We start from the raw sequence: 14,964 nt of genomic DNA, 5'->3' as shown, positions 1-14,964 counted from the left end.
CGATCACAGACACGAGAAGAAGGGCGCACAGTTGCCGATCGATGCCGAGGCTCTGCTCGGGTGGTTCGACACCGACGGACGCGACCTGCCGTGGCGTCGTCCGGGCGTCAGCGCCTGGCAGATCCTGATGAGCGAGATCATGCTGCAGCAGACTCCGGTGGTGCGAGTGGCACCCATCTGGGAGCAGTGGGTGCAGCGGTGGCCGGTGCCCTCGGCGATGGCCGCGTCCTCGCAGGCCGAGGTACTGCGTGCGTGGGGCAAGTTGGGCTATCCGCGTCGAGCGCTGCGGTTGCACGAGTGCTCGCGAGTGCTTGCCGAGGAGTACGGCGACGAGGTGCCGAGCGACGTGGAGACACTACTGAGCCTGCCGGGCATCGGTGCCTACACAGCAAGAGCGGTCGCGACTTTCGCCTACGGTCAGCGAGTTCCTGTGGTGGACACCAATGTTCGACGCGTTGTCGCGCGTGCACAGCACGGCAACGCCGAGCCCGGAAATCCGTCCACCTCGCGAGATCTGGCCGATGTGGAACAGCTGCTTCCGGTGAGCGTCCCCCGGGCCGCCCGATACTCGGCGGCATTGATGGAGCTCGGCGCGTTGATCTGCACCGCCAAGAATCCTGCGTGCCTGCTGTGCCCGCTGCCGGAGTGCGCCTGGATCGAGGCGGGCAGACCGGCGCACACCGGCCCTGCGAAGAAGGTCCAGAAGTTCGCGGGCACCGACCGACAGGTTCGCGGCAAACTCATGTCGGTGCTGCGCGAGAGCACTGGCCCCGTCGAGCGAGCTCAGCTCGACATCGTCTGGCCCACCGACCCGACCCAGCGCGATCGAGCTCTCGATTCACTGCTGACCGACGGCTTGATCGAACAAACCGAGTCGGGATTGTTCGCCCTCGCGGGTGAGGGCTCGGACGGTTAGGACGCCAGAAACTCCACGAGCGCGGCGTTGACCGCATCGGGGCGTTCGAGGTAGCCGAAGTGACCGGTGTCGGCGATTTCGACGTACTGCGCACCGGGTATCGCGGCGGCAACGTCGCGGCACTGCTGCACCGGAATCATGCGGTCGTCGGCGAATCCGATCACCAGAGATTTCGCCCTGATTGCCCGGTACGCCGCCAATCGGTCTGTCCCGGAGCGCATTTCGAGTCCGATCTGCGCCCGCATTCCCGCCGTCTTCCTGCCGCCCGAATATTCGAGAACTGCCAGCCAGTCACCGATCGCACTGTCGTCGGCCAGGGTTTTCGGTGAAAAGTTCTGCATCGCAGTCATTGCCGCGCGGTACGACGCGGGAAGCTCGATTCCGGCGTCGTGGAGATCCTTCTCGCCCTTCGACATCTGCGCACGAAAGGTGGTGGTCTTACCGAAGGTGGCCATCATCACTGCATGCGACACCAGATCCGGCCGGGCCAAAGCCAATTCCTGGGTGACGCGGGCACCCATCGAGGTACCCACGACGCGCGCGGGGCCACCACCGAGGTGCTCGACGAGGGCGGCGGTGTCGGCCACCAGGTCGTCGAGCATCATCCCGCCTGCGCACTCGGAAGACGGTGCGATGCCGCGATTGTCGAATGTGACGACCCGGTATCCCTGCTTCACCAGGGTCGGAACCTGATGGGTTCGCCACACTCGTCCCGGACTACCGGTGCCCATCACCAGCACCACCAGTGGGCCGTCACCGGTCACGTCGTAGTTGAGGTCGATTCCGTTGAGCTTCGCGAGCGGCATCGGATCATCTTAGTGTGCGCAGGAACCCCTCGACGGCCGTGCGATATCGCTCGGGGCACTCGTCGTGAATCAGGTGCGCTGCGTTCTCGATCCGCACATACGTCGATTCGGGATTGCGTGCGTGCATCTGTCTCATCTGCCCGGGCGGTGTGATGGTGTGTTCGCCCTCGATCAGCAACACCGGAGCATCGACGGCATCCCACTCGTCCCAGAAATGACGCGTACCCCATTCCTGCGAGATCGCCTCGAAAGTGTCGATGTCGCCGTGCAGTCGCCAGCCGTCGTCATCGCGCTCGAAGGAGTCCAGAAAGTATTGTCCTGCAACGTCTCCGAAAAACGCACGCACCGCATCCGCGTCGGAAAAGGGTTGCGGCCATGCTCGCATCATGGTGGCCCAATCGTCGGCGGTGCGGCCCCGGAAGTCCGGCGCGATGTCTTCGACGACGAGGGCGGTCACCAGGTCGGGTCGCCGTGCTGCCGCGCACCAGGCGTGCAGCGCTCCCATCGAATGGCCGATCAACACACTCGGGCCGAGCGACTCCAGACTCTGCAGAAGGTCCGCTACGAACGACTCGGTCGTGAGCTCGGCCGGTGCCGGCCGCCGGTGCCCGGGTGCGTCGTAGGTGTGCACGTGCCCGAATTCTCGAAGCCACGGAACCTGTCGACGCCAGGTGGCCGCACTGCCCATCAACCCGTGCAGCAGCAGTATCGAACGGCCGGATCCACCCTCGTCGTAGAGCATCACCGCCGAGCATAACGGCGGAGTAATCTCTCGAGAATGGCCATTGTGAAGATCAACGCGATCGACGTACCGGAGGGCGCAGGACCCGAACTCGAGAAGCGCTTCGCCGCGCGTGCCGGAACCGTCGACGGCTCCCCCGGATTCCTCGGGTTCCAATTGCTCCGGCCGGTCAAGGGTGAATCGCGCTATTTCGTCGTCACCCAGTGGGACGACGAGGAGTCGTTCCAGGCCTGGTCCGGTGGACCGTCTCGCCAGGCACACGCCGGTTCCGGTGAGGGCAAACCGGTGTCGTCGGGAGCGTCACTGCTCGAATTCGAGGTTGTGCTGGACGTGCCTGCCACATCGTGAGCAACGGTGCTCAGATGCGTTCGCGAGCGAGTTCCCACTCGAGTTTCGTCGGCATCTCCGAATCAAGTTTCGTCACGGCTTCGGCCAGGAACTCTGCGGGCATCGGTCTACCCAGGAAGTAGCCCTGGGCACCGTCGCACCCGAGCAGTCGGAGCGCATCGAGCGTGCCCGCGTCCTCGACCCCCTCTGCCATCACTCGCACGCCGAGGCTTCGAGCCAGGTCGATGGTCGAGCGCACGATCGACGCATCGGTGTCGTCGGTGTTCATCTTCGACACGAACGAGCGGTCGATCTTGAGCGTCTGCACCGGCAGACTCTGCAGATACGCCAACGAGCTGTACCCGGTGCCGTAATCGTCGATAGCGATGGTCACTCCCAGGCTGCGCAGGGACGCCAGCGCGTTCACCGAACGCACGGGGTCGGTCATCGCGGTTGTTTCGGTGACCTCGAATTCCAGGGTGTGCGCGGGCACCGCGTACTTGGCCAGCGCAGCCGACACCTGTTCGGTGAGCGTCTCGTCGAGCAGATTCCGGACCGAAAGATTCACCGAGACAGACAGATTGATGCCGCCTCGCCGTAGCGCGCTGCACTGCGCCAACGCCTCGTCGAGCACCAACGCGGTGATGGCGGGCAGCATACCGGTGCGCTCGGCGTCGGGCAGAAAGATCGAAGGACCGATCAAGCCCTCACGTGGATGCTGCCACCGCAGCAGAGCTTCGACGCGATCGACGCTGCCCGATTCCAGATCCAGGCACGGCTGGAAGAACACCCGAAGCTGATGATCCCGAATCGCAGTGTCGAGCTCGCCCAGCAACCGCATCTGATCGTGGCGGTCACGATCCATGTCGGGTTCGTATCGACCGACTCTGGTCTGCGCTGTCTTGGCCGCGGTCAGCGCCACGTGAGCCTGCTGCATCATCGCCTCACCGTCGATCGGCGTCGCCGATGCGCCCTCCGGCCGGTGTGCACGTACCGCCGACTCTTCGATGGCCGCTATTCCGACCGTCGCGTCGAGGGCGACGTTGATGTCGTGGACGAACATCTTGCGACTGACGGCGAACTGCAGCTGTGCGGCGGTCTCGCACACATCGATCCGATCGGAAGTTCTGCGCATCGCCACAACGAATTGATCACCACCGAGGCGTCCGACCAGATCGTCGGATCGAACCGATGCGACGAGTCGATGGCCGATCTCGCGCAGCACACTGTCGCCCACGCTGTAACCGAACGTCTCGTTGATCTGCGCGAAGCGGTCTATATCGACCACCAGCGTGAAGACGTCCGAATCACCGCGAGTGGCGAGCATCGTGTCCAACCGCTCCCGCAGCAGACGCCGACTGGCGAGTCCGGTCACCGCGTCGGTACGGGCAACGTCCTCGAGAATGGCGGCCTGCAGTCGCAGAGTTCGCACGAAGCGCGCCATCCGGAACCCGACAAGCAGGATGACCAGCGCCGAGGAACCCACGATGACCCAACCCCATTGCTCGACGGGGACGCCGCGGGCCAGCTGCACAGTCATCACCGTCGGTGTCACTGCGACCGCAACCGAGAGTCCGAAAAACCGGCCCCTACCGAATTTGAACGGACCGGGCCGGGCGGCCCGCCTGGCCGACTTCTGCACATCGTGCAGGGCGACCACTCCGAAGCAGACGTACGAGGCCAACCACAACACGTTCGGAATCGTCGATCGGTAGACCTCGGTATTGCTCGCGGCGGCGTAGGACGCGAAGTCGGCCGATACGAGCATCACTACCCCTGCGGCCGCGGCCAGAAGGGGAACTGTGGCCGACCGCGTGACGAGGTACAAACTGCCGACGAGGGTCAACAGGAACGCGTCGACGGTGAGGTATGCCGTTGCCGGCCACAGGGCCATGGCCTCCGAGAACGACCGGGTCGAGCCGTCGGAGATGACGAACACCCAGGTGACGAGACCGAATCCGACGGCGACGATCAGGCACTCGTACAGTTCCTCCAGCCCGAACACCCGACCGTTCTCGTCGGCGGCCCGGGCGAACCCGACTGCGATGATCGCGTACCCGAGAAGGTAGGGCACGTCGGCAGCGGAGAACGTCGGCACCCGACCACCGTCGATCTTCATCACAGCTATCAGCGCGTCCCCGATGCCCCAGCTGCCGAAGCCGACGGCCATGTACTTCCACGTCCGCTTGTCCGGGCCGGGTTCACCCACGTAGCGGTGCACGAAGGCAGCCACTGTGGCCGAGACCACGATTGCGTAGATCGCGTTCCGGGGTAATCCCTGCGGGGCAATTGCGTAGGCCACCACCGCAATCGCACCGAGACCCAGGAAGCGCGTCCACAACATGGTGGGCCGATCCTTCCTAGGCCGCTCGGTGCGTACCCCGAACGTACGCAACAGCCGATCGAACCCGACGTTTGACCTCGATTCGTCACCGAATCATCCGAAGATGGGTCAATTGACGAACTATTTCAAACCTGGCGATCGTTCGCCAGTCTCACATCGGGCGACACGTCTGTTCAGCTCTCCAAAGACGCATCCAAAGTGATGTCCACGCCGGTCAGCGCCTTACTGACGGGGCATGTTTCTTTTGCAGCCTGAGCAGCCTTCGCAAACCCGTCTGCGTCGAGACCGTCGACCTCGCCTCGAACGGTCAGCTTGATACCCGTCAACTTGAACCCGGGCTGGTCGGGACCGAGCGACACGTCGGCGGTGACCTCGAGGCTCTGCGGGGTACCACCCGCCTCGGCGATCAGGGCCGACAGCTGCATCGCGTAGCAACTCGAGTGAGCAGCTGCGATCAGTTCCTCGGGGCTGGTGGTGCCGTCGGCATTCTCGGCGGCGCGCTTGGGAAACGAGACGTCGAAAGTCGCTGCGCCGGAACTGGACAGCTCGACCTGGCCGGAACCCTGCTCGAGAGTGCCGTTCCAAGCTGTGCGTGAGGTACGAGTTGGCATCGGACTTCAATCCTTTCGTTGTCGACCCTGTGTAGGACCGATACTCAGGCTAACGTCGGCGGCACGGCCGGGCCATCGAGTGCGGGAATCTCGACACGAAGGGTGCAACAGATGAAGAACTGCTCTCGAGCAGTCGTGATCGCAGCGGCGGTGATGCTGGCGAGTGCAGTGATGTCGACACCGGTGGCAGGTGCCGATTCACTGCGCGACTTCTACGACGCGCCCGTGCCGACCATCGCCACAGCGGCCCCTGGCGAGGTGGTGCGGACAAAGCCGGTCACCTCACCCAAGGGATTCGGATTGGGCTTCGACATCGAACGCATTCTCTATCGGTCCAACGACACTCACGACGACCCCATGGTCGTGTCCGGCTACTCCATGACCCCCACCGCTCCGTGGCCTGGCCCCGGCCCGCGGCCGGTGATCGCCTACGCACCCGGCACCTCCGGCATGGCCGACCGCTGCGCCGGCTCGGCAGTTCTCGGCACCGTCGGGTCGTCCCCGGCCATCCTGCCGCTGCTCCTCGCCGGATACCGCGTCGTCGCAACCGACTACCAGGGGCTGGGCACTCCCGGCGGACACACGTATCTGAACCGGATCGCCTCGGGCCGCGCTCTGCTGGACGCAGCCAGAGCGGCAGACGCCGACCCAGCCACCCCGGTCGTGTTATTCGGCTACTCCGAAGGCGGATTCGCGTCGGGGGCCGCCGCCGAACTCGCTGCCACCTACGCCCCGGACCTCGATATCGTCGGGGCGTATGTCGGTGCGCCACCGGCAGATCCGACGCTCAACATCGACAACCTTGACAACACGACTCTCGGCAGCGCCGTACTCTTCGCCGTCGACGGCATGATCAACTCCTACCCGGAACGAGCGGAGAACATCCGCAGCTTCTTCGACTCCGACGGCATCGCCGCGCTCGATGCCGCGCAGAACTGGTGCACCACCGACCCCGCGGCCACCGAGATCGTGCACACCAGCGAACTAACACGGGACGGCCGACCACTGATCGAGCAGCTGAGCAACCCAGCTTTCGTCGAGGTGACCGCAGCGAACACCGTCGGCCGCATCGCTCCCACCATGCCGGTGTACCTCTCGCATGCAGTCGAGGACGACACCGTGCCCGTCGAGCAGAGTCGAACTCTCCGCGAGCGCTGGCAGGATCTGGGCGCGCAGGTCACGTACCGCGAGTACGAGTTTCCGGCCATTCCCTACAAGGGCGCGAACCACCTCCCCGGATCACTGGCCGCATACTCCGACGTGCTGCCCTGGATCGCAGACCTCGTGCGCTCGAGCTGATCTCAGGTGTGAAATCAGGGTGTTCACCGAGGCGTCGACCCCGGTGACGTTGGTTCACTCCATCCATGCGAATCGTGCACGCCCTCCTGACCGTCGCAGCAGTCCTGACCGCATCGCCTACCTTGCCCGGTGGTGAGACCGCGTCGGATGTCGAGGTCGTCGCCCAGGAATTGGGCCTGCCGGGAGTGGCTTTTCGAGTGGTCTCCGAACGTGAGGTCATCGAGAACGTCGAATACGGGGTGGACGGACACGGTGCCCCGATCGACGACGGTACGCCGTTCGTCTGGGGTTCGGTGTCGAAGTCGGTGACGGCGGCGACGGTGCACTCGCTCGCCTCGCAGCATCGCCTCGATCTGGGTGGCACCGTGAATTCGGTTCTTCCGGAGAGTGATTCGATCCTTCCCGACGACGTCACGATCACCGACCTGATCCACCACACCAGCGGACTCCCCCACAACGTCGCCCGACTCGATGTGTGGGGACGAACCGACCGGGCACTCGACGTCGTGCCCACCCTCGACGTCACCGCTGCCGAGCGCGGCACTTTCCGATACTCCAGCCTGAATTACCTACTGCTGCAGGCCATCGTCGAGAAGATCACTGCCGAACCGTTTGCGAACGTCGTGGCTCGTGAAACCGGAGTGCACACCGTGGGTGCCGTCGCGCCCGGACACGTTCCGTTCTTCGGATTACCCCGGCGCGTCGACACCGGAATCGATGCCGCCGGACTCGGCTACGGCTACCTCGGTGGTTCGATCGACGAACTCTCGCGTTACGCGGCGCGGCAGCTGACCGACCCGGCGTCGAACAGTCTCGATACGGTGCCGACGGGCTCGGGCTCGGGCACGGCATACGGAGACGGGTGGTACGTCGAAACGCTACCCGACGGTACTCGGATGCGATGGCATTCCGGGGCGGTGCCCGGCTATTTCACGCACGTTGCGCTGATTCCCGAACGCCACCTGGCCGTGGTGTTCGCGACCAACAGATACGGCGAACTGGAGGCCGAAGAACTGGCGTCGGCAGCCCGCTCACTCGTCCTCACCCGACTCGGAATGGACGAACCCCGCAGCACCGACCTCGGCCTATACGAGATCGCGCTGATCGCGTCGAGCACACTCGCGGTGTTGCTGGCGCTCTGCGCGGGCCGAACCCTGCTTCGCATCAGGACTGCCCCGGGAAGATGGGCACCTGCACACATCGTGATGGCCGTCATTGCCGGCGGAACGCTGTACTTCGGGATGCCGATGCTCACCGGTGCCCCCATTTCGACCCTGTCCCGCTGGGCTCCGGATGTGACGCTGCTGTTCTGGATCGTGCTCGCCGAACTTGCGGTCATCGCCGTTGCCCTCGTCCCTCGGGTCTGGATCAATGCGCCTTTGTTGCAGTCTGACTGACTGAAATCCACATTGATCCACAAAGCGGAGGGGTCGGCGGCGGAGTGGGCGGCGGCGGGCTGGGCGTCGGGGCGGGGCGGGCGGCGGTGGGGGGTTGAGGGGGTCGGGGGAACGGCTGGACACACGACAACGGGCGACCCTCCGAAGAGGATCGCCCGTTGTGTGGAGCTGTTGGAACTTACTCGCTGTCGCTGTCTCCGGTGGCCTTGGCCAGATCGACCGGGACCTCGTCGGGGACGATGATGGCCTTCTTCTCGCCGCGGAACGTGAACTTCGCGTCCTCGCCTGCGCCTTCGCCGTCCCAGTTCTCGACGTCGACCAGGATGATCTGGCCGGCTTCGATTTCGCCGAAGAGGATCTTCTCCGACAACTGGTCCTCGATCTCGCGCTGGATGGTGCGACGCAGCGGCCGCGCACCCAGGACGGGGTCGAATCCGCGCTTGGCGAGCAACGACTTCGCCTTCTCGGTGACCTCGATCGCCATGTCCTTGTTCTTGAGCGCACCTTCGACTCGGTTGAGCATGAGATCGACCATCTGGATGATCTCGTCCTTGGTGAGCTGGTGGAACACGACGATGTCGTCGATACGGTTCAGGAACTCGGGGCGGAAGTGTTTCTTCAGCTCGTCGTTGACCTTGAGCTTCATCCGCTCGTAGTTCGAGCCGGTGCCTTCACCCGAGGAGAAGCCGAGGCCCACTGCCTTCGAGATGTCCGAGGTACCGAGGTTCGAGGTGAAGATCAGCACGGTGTTCTTGAAGTCGACCGTGCGTCCCTGGCCGTCGGTGAGACGACCGTCTTCCAGCACCTGCAGGAGCGTGTTGTAGATCTCCTGGTGGGCCTTCTCGATCTCGTCGAACAGCACGACGGAGAACGGCTTGCGGCGAACCTTCTCGGTGAGCTGGCCACCCTCTTCGTAGCCGACGTATCCGGGAGGAGCACCGAACAGACGCGAGGCGGTGAAGCGGTCGTGGAACTCGCCCATGTCGATCTGGATCAACGCGTCGTCCTCACCGAAGAGGAAGTTCGCGAGAGCCTTCGACAGCTCGGTCTTACCGACACCGGACGGGCCGGCGAAGATGAACGAGCCCGACGGACGCTTCGGGTCCTTCAGACCTGCACGGGTACGACGGATCGCCTTCGAGACGGCCTTGACTGCCTCGACCTGACCGATGATCCGCTTGTGCAGCTCGTCCTCCATGCGGAGCAGACGAGTGGTCTCTTCCTCGGTGAGCTTGAAGACGGGGATGCCGGTCCAGTTGCCCAGAACCTCGGCGATCTGCTCGTCGTCCACCTCGGCAATGACGTCGAGATCGCCTGAGCGCCACTGCTTCTCACGCTCGGCACGCTGACCGACGAGGGTCTTCTCCTTGTCGCGCAGGTTCGCAGCCTTCTCGAAGTCCTGTGCGTCGATGGCCGATTCCTTCTCCCGGCGCGCGTCGGCGATCTTGTCGTCGAACTCGCGCAGGTCTGGCGGCGCGGTCATCCGGCGGATGCGCATCCGCGCGCCCGCCTCGTCGATGAGGTCGATTGCCTTGTCGGGCAAGAACCGATCGTTGATGTACCGGTCGGCCAACGTGGCAGCCGCGACGAGTGCACCGTCGGTGATCGAGACGCGGTGGTGTGCCTCGTAGCGATCGCGCAGACCCTTGAGGATCTCGATGGTGTGCTCGACGGTCGGCTCGCCGACCTGGACGGGCTGGAAACGACGCTCGAGTGCGGCATCCTTCTCGATGTACTTGCGGTACTCGTCGAGGGTGGTGGCACCGATCGTCTGCAGCTCACCACGAGCCAACTTCGGCTTGAGGATCGACGCGGCATCGATGGCACCTTCGGCAGCACCCGCGCCGACGAGCGTGTGCAGCTCGTCGATGAACAGGATGATGTCGCCGCGGGTGTTGATCTCCTTGAGCACCTTCTTCAGGCGCTCCTCGAAGTCACCGCGGTAACGGCTGCCGGCCACGAGCGAGCCCAAGTCGAGTGTGTAGAGCTGCTTGTCCTTGAGCGTCTCGGGAACTTCGCCGTTGACGATGGCCTGAGCCAGTCCCTCGACGACGGCCGTCTTACCGACACCAGGCTCGCCGATCAGAACAGGGTTGTTCTTGGTACGACGCGAGAGCACCTGCATGACGCGCTCGATTTCCTTCGCGCGACCGATGACCGGGTCGAGCTTGCCTTCGAGCGCGGCCTGGGTGAGGTTGCGACCGAACTGATCGAGGACCAGTGACGTGGACGGGGTGCCCGCCTCGCCGCGGCCGCTGCCGCTCTCGGACGGCTCCTTGCCCTGGTAACCGGACAGCAGCTGAATGACCTGCTGGCGTACCCGGTTGAGGTCGGCTCCGAGCTTGACCAGAACCTGAGCTGCGACGCCTTCGCCTTCGCGGATCAGGCCGAGCAGGATGTGCTCGGTGCCGATGTAGTTGTGGCCGAGCTGCAGTGCTTCACGCAGACTGAGCTCGAGTACTTTCTTGGCGCGCGGGGTGAACGGGATGTGACCGGACGGAGCCTGCTGGCCCTGGCCGATGATCTCCTCGACCTGGCTGCGTACTCCTTCGAGGGAGATGCCCAGCGACTCGAGAGACTTGGCGGCGACGCCTTCGCCCTCGTGGATGAGGCCGAGCAGAATGTGCTCCGTGCCGATGTAGTTGTGGTTGAGCATCCGGGCTTCTTCTTGAGCCAGGACGACAACACGCCGCGCGCGATCGGTGAACCTCTCGAACATCGCTCTCCCTCACTTCTTGGTGGGTGGTAGCTCGCCCACCAGTTCTTCTAGCGCCGCAGTGTCCATACGCTGAGGTCGCTTGTGCATTTGAAGGTAAGACTGGTACTCACTGTAGTTGGCCGACGTTACTAACGCCGACCCTCCACCCCTGAAATGCTGCGCAACCGCCCGCGAATACGGACTGCCTTGCCTGCTTACTGTTCATAACGCAGGCACAATGCAAAACGTTTCCCATTCGATGTCCGCTGCTGGCGAACAGCGCTGTACCGACCGATCAGGCCTGGGAAGGCTTGACGATCGGAAACAGGATCGTTTCGCGGATGCCGAGGCCGGTCAGCGCCATCAACAGACGGTCGATGCCCATGCCCGTTCCGGTGGTCGGCGGCATGCCCTGCTCCATCGCGGCGAGAAAGTCCTCGTCCAGAACCATCGCCTCGTCGTCGCCCGCCGCAGCCTGACGCGCCTGGTCCTCGAAACGCTCGCGCTGGATGATCGGGTCGATCAACTCGGAGTATCCGGTCGCCAGCTCGAATCCACGAACGTACAGGTCCCACTTCTCGGTGACGCCGGGCTTGCTGCGGTGCTGCCGCGTCAGCGGGGACGTCTCGACGGGGAAATCGCGAACGAACGTCGGCTCGGTCAACGCGTCACCCACCTGGTGTTCCCACAGCTCCTCGACCAGCTTGCCGTGGCCGTAGATCGGGACGCCGTCCTTGCGCGGCACGTCCAGCCCGACCTTGTCCGCGATCGCGAGCAGTTCGTCGACGGTGGTGTCGGGGGTGACGTCGAACCCGAGCGACTCCGACAACGACGGGTACATCTCCAGCGTCGTCCATTCTCCGCCGAGGTCGTAGGTGGTGCCGTCGGGCAACGTCACGACCGTCGATCCGAGCGCGGCCATGGCCACTTCCTGAACGAGCTCACGCGTCATCTTCGCCGAATCGTCGTACGTGCCGTAGGCCTCGTACGTCTCGAGCATCGCGAACTCCGGCGAGTGCGAGGAGTCGGCACCTTCGTTACGGAAGTTGCGATTGATCTCGAAGACCTTCTCGATGCCGCCGACGACGCATCGTTTGAGGAACAGCTCCGGCGCGATCCGCAGGTAGAGATCGGTGTCCATGGCGTTGGAATGGGTGACGAACGGCCGGGCCGCGGCACCGCCGTGCAGCGTCTGCAGCATCGGTGTCTCGACTTCGAGGAAGCCGCGACGCTCGAGCGCGTTGCGCAGCTCGCGAACCACAGCGATGCGCTTGCGCGCAGTTTCACGCGAGGTCGGGTTTGTGATCAGATCCAGGTAACGCTGCCGGATGCGCGTCTCTTCGCTCAGTTCCTTGTGCGCGACGGGCAACGGCCGCAACGACTTCGACGCGATCTGCCACGCATCTGCCATGACCGAGAGCTCGCCGCGTCGGGAGCTGATCACCTCTCCGTGCACGAACACGAAGTCGCCGAGGTCGACATCGGCCTTCCATGCTGCGAGGGCGTCCTCGCCGACGCCGGCCAGGCTGATCATCGCCTGCAGCTGGGTACCGTCGCCCTCCTGCAGCGTGGCGAAGCAGAGCTTGCCGGTGTTGCGGACGAAGATGACGCGGCCGACGACTCCCACGATGAGACCGGTGGTCGTGTCGGCTTCGAGCTCGGGAAACTCGGTGCGGATCTCGAGCAGAGAATGGGTCCGTGGAACCGACACCGGGTACGCCTCGACCCCGCGCTCGAGCAGCGCAGCGCGCTTGGCACGACGAATCCGTAGCTGCTCCGGGGTGTCGTCGGCGGGCTGGGTAGAAGCTGTATCACTCACGCGCAGATACTTTACAGTCCGAGCGGGTAAGGACGGTCAGTGCGCTGCGACGGCCTCGGCTTCGCGAACACAGTGCTTGGCCTGCGTCAACACTCCGAGCAGCCCGGCCGATTTGAGGGCCTGATAGCCGCCGACCAGATCGGTGGCCTTGTGCAGACCCAGCAGCTTGAGCGACGCGGCCGCGAGCGAGGAGGTGTAGCCCTCGGAGCAGATGACGATCCACTCGACGTCGTGGTCGGTGGCGATCGCCAGACGCGCGTCGCTGGTGGGATCCAGACGCCATTCGAGAACGTTGCGTTCGATGGCCAGCGCGCCGGGCAGCGTTCCCTCGACGGCACGCTGGGCCTGCGGGCGAATGTCGATCACGACGGCACCGCGGTCGACTGCGTCGCGCAGCTCGAAGACGGTGATGCGGTCGATGGTCTCGCGAGCGGATTCGAGCATGTCGACGATGGTCATGGTGTGAATGGTCATCGTGTGGCCTTCTCGGGTTCGTCGGTGAGCTCGCTGCGGGTGCGGCGCAGAGTCGCGCGCTCTGTGACCTCGTAGTAGGACATCGCCGTCAGTGGCGGTGAGTATGCGTGCACGCTGAGAGTGGGCCCGGTCGTGGTCGACGCCGGATCGTGCATCACGTCGTGCACCCATCCCAGCGGGAAGGCCGCCTGATCTCCAGCGTCGAGATGACGCTCCTTCAGTTCGGTTCCTGCCCAACGATATTCGAGCAGGGACCCACTCAGGACGGTCAGTGCACCGAGCGATCCGGCGTGATCGTGCAGTTCGGTGGATCGCTCGGGAACCCAGCTGATCAACCAAAGGTCCAGATCGTCGTCGGAATGCAGTCGAGTGGCCCAGCGCTCGTCGGTAGGCCACAGCCCACCGCCGGGTAGCAGGTGGTCGAAGCGACCTTCTAGGACGTCCGATGCGCCTTGGTCGGTGATCCGCAGCAGGTCGGGAGGACGCAGCCGCGTCGGAAACGTCGAGACCGACCGCGAGGACAATGTGGGTCGGGAGGGTGCAGAAAATACAGGTGTGGAAAGCATGAAGCTCTACTCCAGGGGTGTGTGACGAACGAGGCAGCGGTCAGCCTCGACAACACTCCTGGGTGGCCATGCACGTCATCACGCCGACGATTCTGACACACGAACGCCCGATGCGCTACCCGCTCACCGAAGCATTCAGCGCGGACGCCACTGAAACATCTAGCGTGGCCGCCGCTTTGCCATGTTGCGTTCGTAGACCAAGCGGAGCCCCTCGAGCGTCAGGTCCGGTTCGTGGTGCTCGATGGTGGTCGACTCGGGCAGGATCAGCGCCGCGATGTCTCCGGTGCCGATGACCGCGACGTCCTTACCGGTAACCTCCGGCACCTCGCGCCTGATCCGTCCGACGAGACCGTCCACCAGGCCCGCGAACCCGAAGATGGTGCCCGACTGGATGCATTCGACGGTGTTCTTGCCCAGTACCGACCGCGGTCGGACCATCTCCACCTCGCGCAGCGTGGCGGTGCGGGTCGACATCGCCCACGCCGACATTTCGAGGCCGGGTGCAATGGCACCGCCGAGGAATTCCCCTTTGGCCGATACGACGTCGACGCAGGTGGTGGTGCCGAAATCCACCACGATGCACGCCGAGTCGTACAGATCATGCGCGGCAAGGGTATTGACGATCCGATCGGCTCCGACTTCTTTGGGATTGTCCACCAGCAGCGGAACACCGGTCCGGACGCCGGGTTCGACGACCACGTGTACCACATGATCCCAGTAGCGCGTGAGCATGGTGCGCATCTCTCGCAGCACCGACGGCACCGTCGACAGCGCGGTGATACCGGTGATCTGTTCCGAATCGGCTCCGAGCAACCCACGCAACATCAACGCCAGCTCGTCGGCCGTCACATGAGGGTCGGTTCGAATGCGCCAGTCCCGCAGCAGCTTCGAGTGATCACCGGTGCCGGTGAACAGCCCGACCACGGTGCTGGTATTGCGCACATCGATCGCGAGGAGCATCGAAA

At 64.4% G+C, this 14,964-nt stretch carries 13 protein-coding genes; 4 read left to right on the top strand and 9 right to left on the bottom strand.

From position 1 onward, the window contains the following. The first annotated feature begins 31 nt into the window (after window positions 1–31). Entirely contained in the window at window positions 32–916 is an 885-nt protein-coding gene (locus ACQR3T_RS14495; RefSeq protein ID WP_032380139.1) for an A/G-specific adenine glycosylase, read from the top strand. Here the strand turns inward: ACQR3T_RS14495 and ACQR3T_RS14490 are convergent. Both ACQR3T_RS14490 and ACQR3T_RS14485 read right to left on the bottom strand, forming a co-directional pair. Further along, entirely contained in the window at window positions 913–1,722 is an 810-nt protein-coding gene (locus ACQR3T_RS14490) for an alpha/beta fold hydrolase (RefSeq protein WP_032380138.1), read from the bottom strand. The two genes, ACQR3T_RS14495 and ACQR3T_RS14490, sit on opposite strands and share 4 nt — an antisense overlap. Before the next feature lie 4 nt (window positions 1,723–1,726). Continuing rightward, the gene (locus tag ACQR3T_RS14485; protein WP_428693864.1) at window positions 1,727–2,464 is read right to left on the bottom strand and encodes an alpha/beta fold hydrolase; all 738 of its coding nucleotides are present in this window, start codon (window positions 2,462–2,464) and stop codon (window positions 1,727–1,729) included. A 36-nt stretch (window positions 2,465–2,500) separates the two neighbouring features. Here ACQR3T_RS14485 and ACQR3T_RS14480 point away from each other — a divergent pair, with 36 nt between their 5' ends. Beyond that, entirely contained in the window at window positions 2,501–2,812 is a 312-nt protein-coding gene (locus ACQR3T_RS14480; RefSeq protein ID WP_428693863.1) for an antibiotic biosynthesis monooxygenase family protein, read from the top strand. Window positions 2,813–2,822: 10 nt separating this feature from the next. Here ACQR3T_RS14480 and ACQR3T_RS14475 read toward each other — a convergent pair whose 3' ends face one another. Continuing rightward, complete coding sequence (locus tag ACQR3T_RS14475) at window positions 2,823–5,135, bottom strand: putative bifunctional diguanylate cyclase/phosphodiesterase (RefSeq protein WP_428693862.1); 2,313 nt, start codon at window positions 5,133–5,135, stop codon at window positions 2,823–2,825. A gap of 173 nt (window positions 5,136–5,308) precedes the next feature. Continuing rightward, on the bottom strand, window positions 5,309–5,746 hold the full coding sequence (locus ACQR3T_RS14470) for an OsmC family protein (protein ID WP_428693861.1): 438 nt from the start codon (window positions 5,744–5,746) through the stop codon (window positions 5,309–5,311). Between the two features lie 111 nt (window positions 5,747–5,857). Between ACQR3T_RS14470 and ACQR3T_RS14465 the strand changes: the two genes are divergently transcribed. After that, on the top strand, window positions 5,858–7,045 hold the full coding sequence (locus ACQR3T_RS14465; protein ID WP_428693860.1) for a lipase family protein: 1,188 nt from the start codon (window positions 5,858–5,860) through the stop codon (window positions 7,043–7,045). Window positions 7,046–7,110: 65 nt separating this feature from the next. Next, on the top strand, window positions 7,111–8,442 hold the full coding sequence (locus tag ACQR3T_RS14460; protein ID WP_428693859.1) for a serine hydrolase domain-containing protein: 1,332 nt from the start codon (window positions 7,111–7,113) through the stop codon (window positions 8,440–8,442). A gap of 178 nt (window positions 8,443–8,620) precedes the next feature. Here the strand turns inward: ACQR3T_RS14460 and ACQR3T_RS14455 are convergent, their stop codons facing one another. From ACQR3T_RS14455 to ACQR3T_RS14435, 5 genes are all read right to left on the bottom strand, one after another. Further along, window positions 8,621–11,161 (bottom strand): ATP-dependent Clp protease ATP-binding subunit, encoded by a 2,541-nt coding sequence (locus tag ACQR3T_RS14455; protein ID WP_032380134.1) that lies wholly within the window; start codon window positions 11,159–11,161, stop codon window positions 8,621–8,623. A 274-nt stretch (window positions 11,162–11,435) separates the two neighbouring features. Continuing rightward, a complete protein-coding gene (lysS, locus tag ACQR3T_RS14450) occupies window positions 11,436–12,959 on the bottom strand; it encodes a lysine--tRNA ligase (protein WP_032380133.1) in 1,524 nt (507 codons plus the stop codon). A 36-nt stretch (window positions 12,960–12,995) separates the two neighbouring features. Further along, entirely contained in the window at window positions 12,996–13,418 is a 423-nt protein-coding gene (locus tag ACQR3T_RS14445) for a rhodanese-like domain-containing protein (RefSeq protein ID WP_032380719.1), read from the bottom strand. 11 nt (window positions 13,419–13,429) lie between these two features. Further along, entirely contained in the window at window positions 13,430–13,999 is a 570-nt protein-coding gene (locus tag ACQR3T_RS14440) for a cysteine dioxygenase (protein ID WP_032380132.1), read from the bottom strand. A gap of 159 nt (window positions 14,000–14,158) precedes the next feature. Further along, complete coding sequence (locus tag ACQR3T_RS14435; RefSeq protein WP_032380131.1) at window positions 14,159–14,959, bottom strand: type III pantothenate kinase; 801 nt, start codon at window positions 14,957–14,959, stop codon at window positions 14,159–14,161. Window positions 14,960–14,964: the final 5 nt, after the last annotated feature.

It is taken from the genome of Rhodococcus sp. IEGM1428 (assembly GCF_050321865.1).
Classification (GTDB): domain Bacteria; phylum Actinomycetota; class Actinomycetes; order Mycobacteriales; family Mycobacteriaceae; genus Rhodococcoides.
This window is presented reverse-complemented; position numbering and strand designations above follow the sequence as displayed.

Coding starts and splice junctions, on each gene's coding strand:
- ACQR3T_RS14455 (WP_032380134.1), bottom strand. CDS start 11,161: ATGTTCGAGAGGTTCACCGATCGCGCGCGGCGTGTTGTCGTCCTGGCT.
- ACQR3T_RS14485 (WP_428693864.1), bottom strand. CDS start 2,464: ATGCTCTACGACGAGGGTGGATCCGGCCGTTCGATACTGCTGCTGCAC.
- ACQR3T_RS14440 (WP_032380132.1), bottom strand. CDS start 13,999: ATGCTTTCCACACCTGTATTTTCTGCACCCTCCCGACCCACATTGTCC.
- ACQR3T_RS14435 (WP_032380131.1), bottom strand. CDS start 14,959: ATGCTCCTCGCGATCGATGTGCGCAATACCAGCACCGTGGTCGGGCTG.
- ACQR3T_RS14445 (WP_032380719.1), bottom strand. CDS start 13,418: ATGACCATCGTCGACATGCTCGAATCCGCTCGCGAGACCATCGACCGC.
- ACQR3T_RS14480 (WP_428693863.1), top strand. CDS start 2,501: ATGGCCATTGTGAAGATCAACGCGATCGACGTACCGGAGGGCGCAGGA.
- ACQR3T_RS14490 (WP_032380138.1), bottom strand. CDS start 1,722: ATGCCGCTCGCGAAGCTCAACGGAATCGACCTCAACTACGACGTGACC.
- ACQR3T_RS14475 (WP_428693862.1), bottom strand. CDS start 5,135: ATGTTGTGGACGCGCTTCCTGGGTCTCGGTGCGATTGCGGTGGTGGCC.
- ACQR3T_RS14465 (WP_428693860.1), top strand. CDS start 5,858: ATGAAGAACTGCTCTCGAGCAGTCGTGATCGCAGCGGCGGTGATGCTG.
- ACQR3T_RS14470 (WP_428693861.1), bottom strand. CDS start 5,746: ATGCCAACTCGTACCTCACGCACAGCTTGGAACGGCACTCTCGAGCAG.
- ACQR3T_RS14460 (WP_428693859.1), top strand. CDS start 7,111: ATGCGAATCGTGCACGCCCTCCTGACCGTCGCAGCAGTCCTGACCGCA.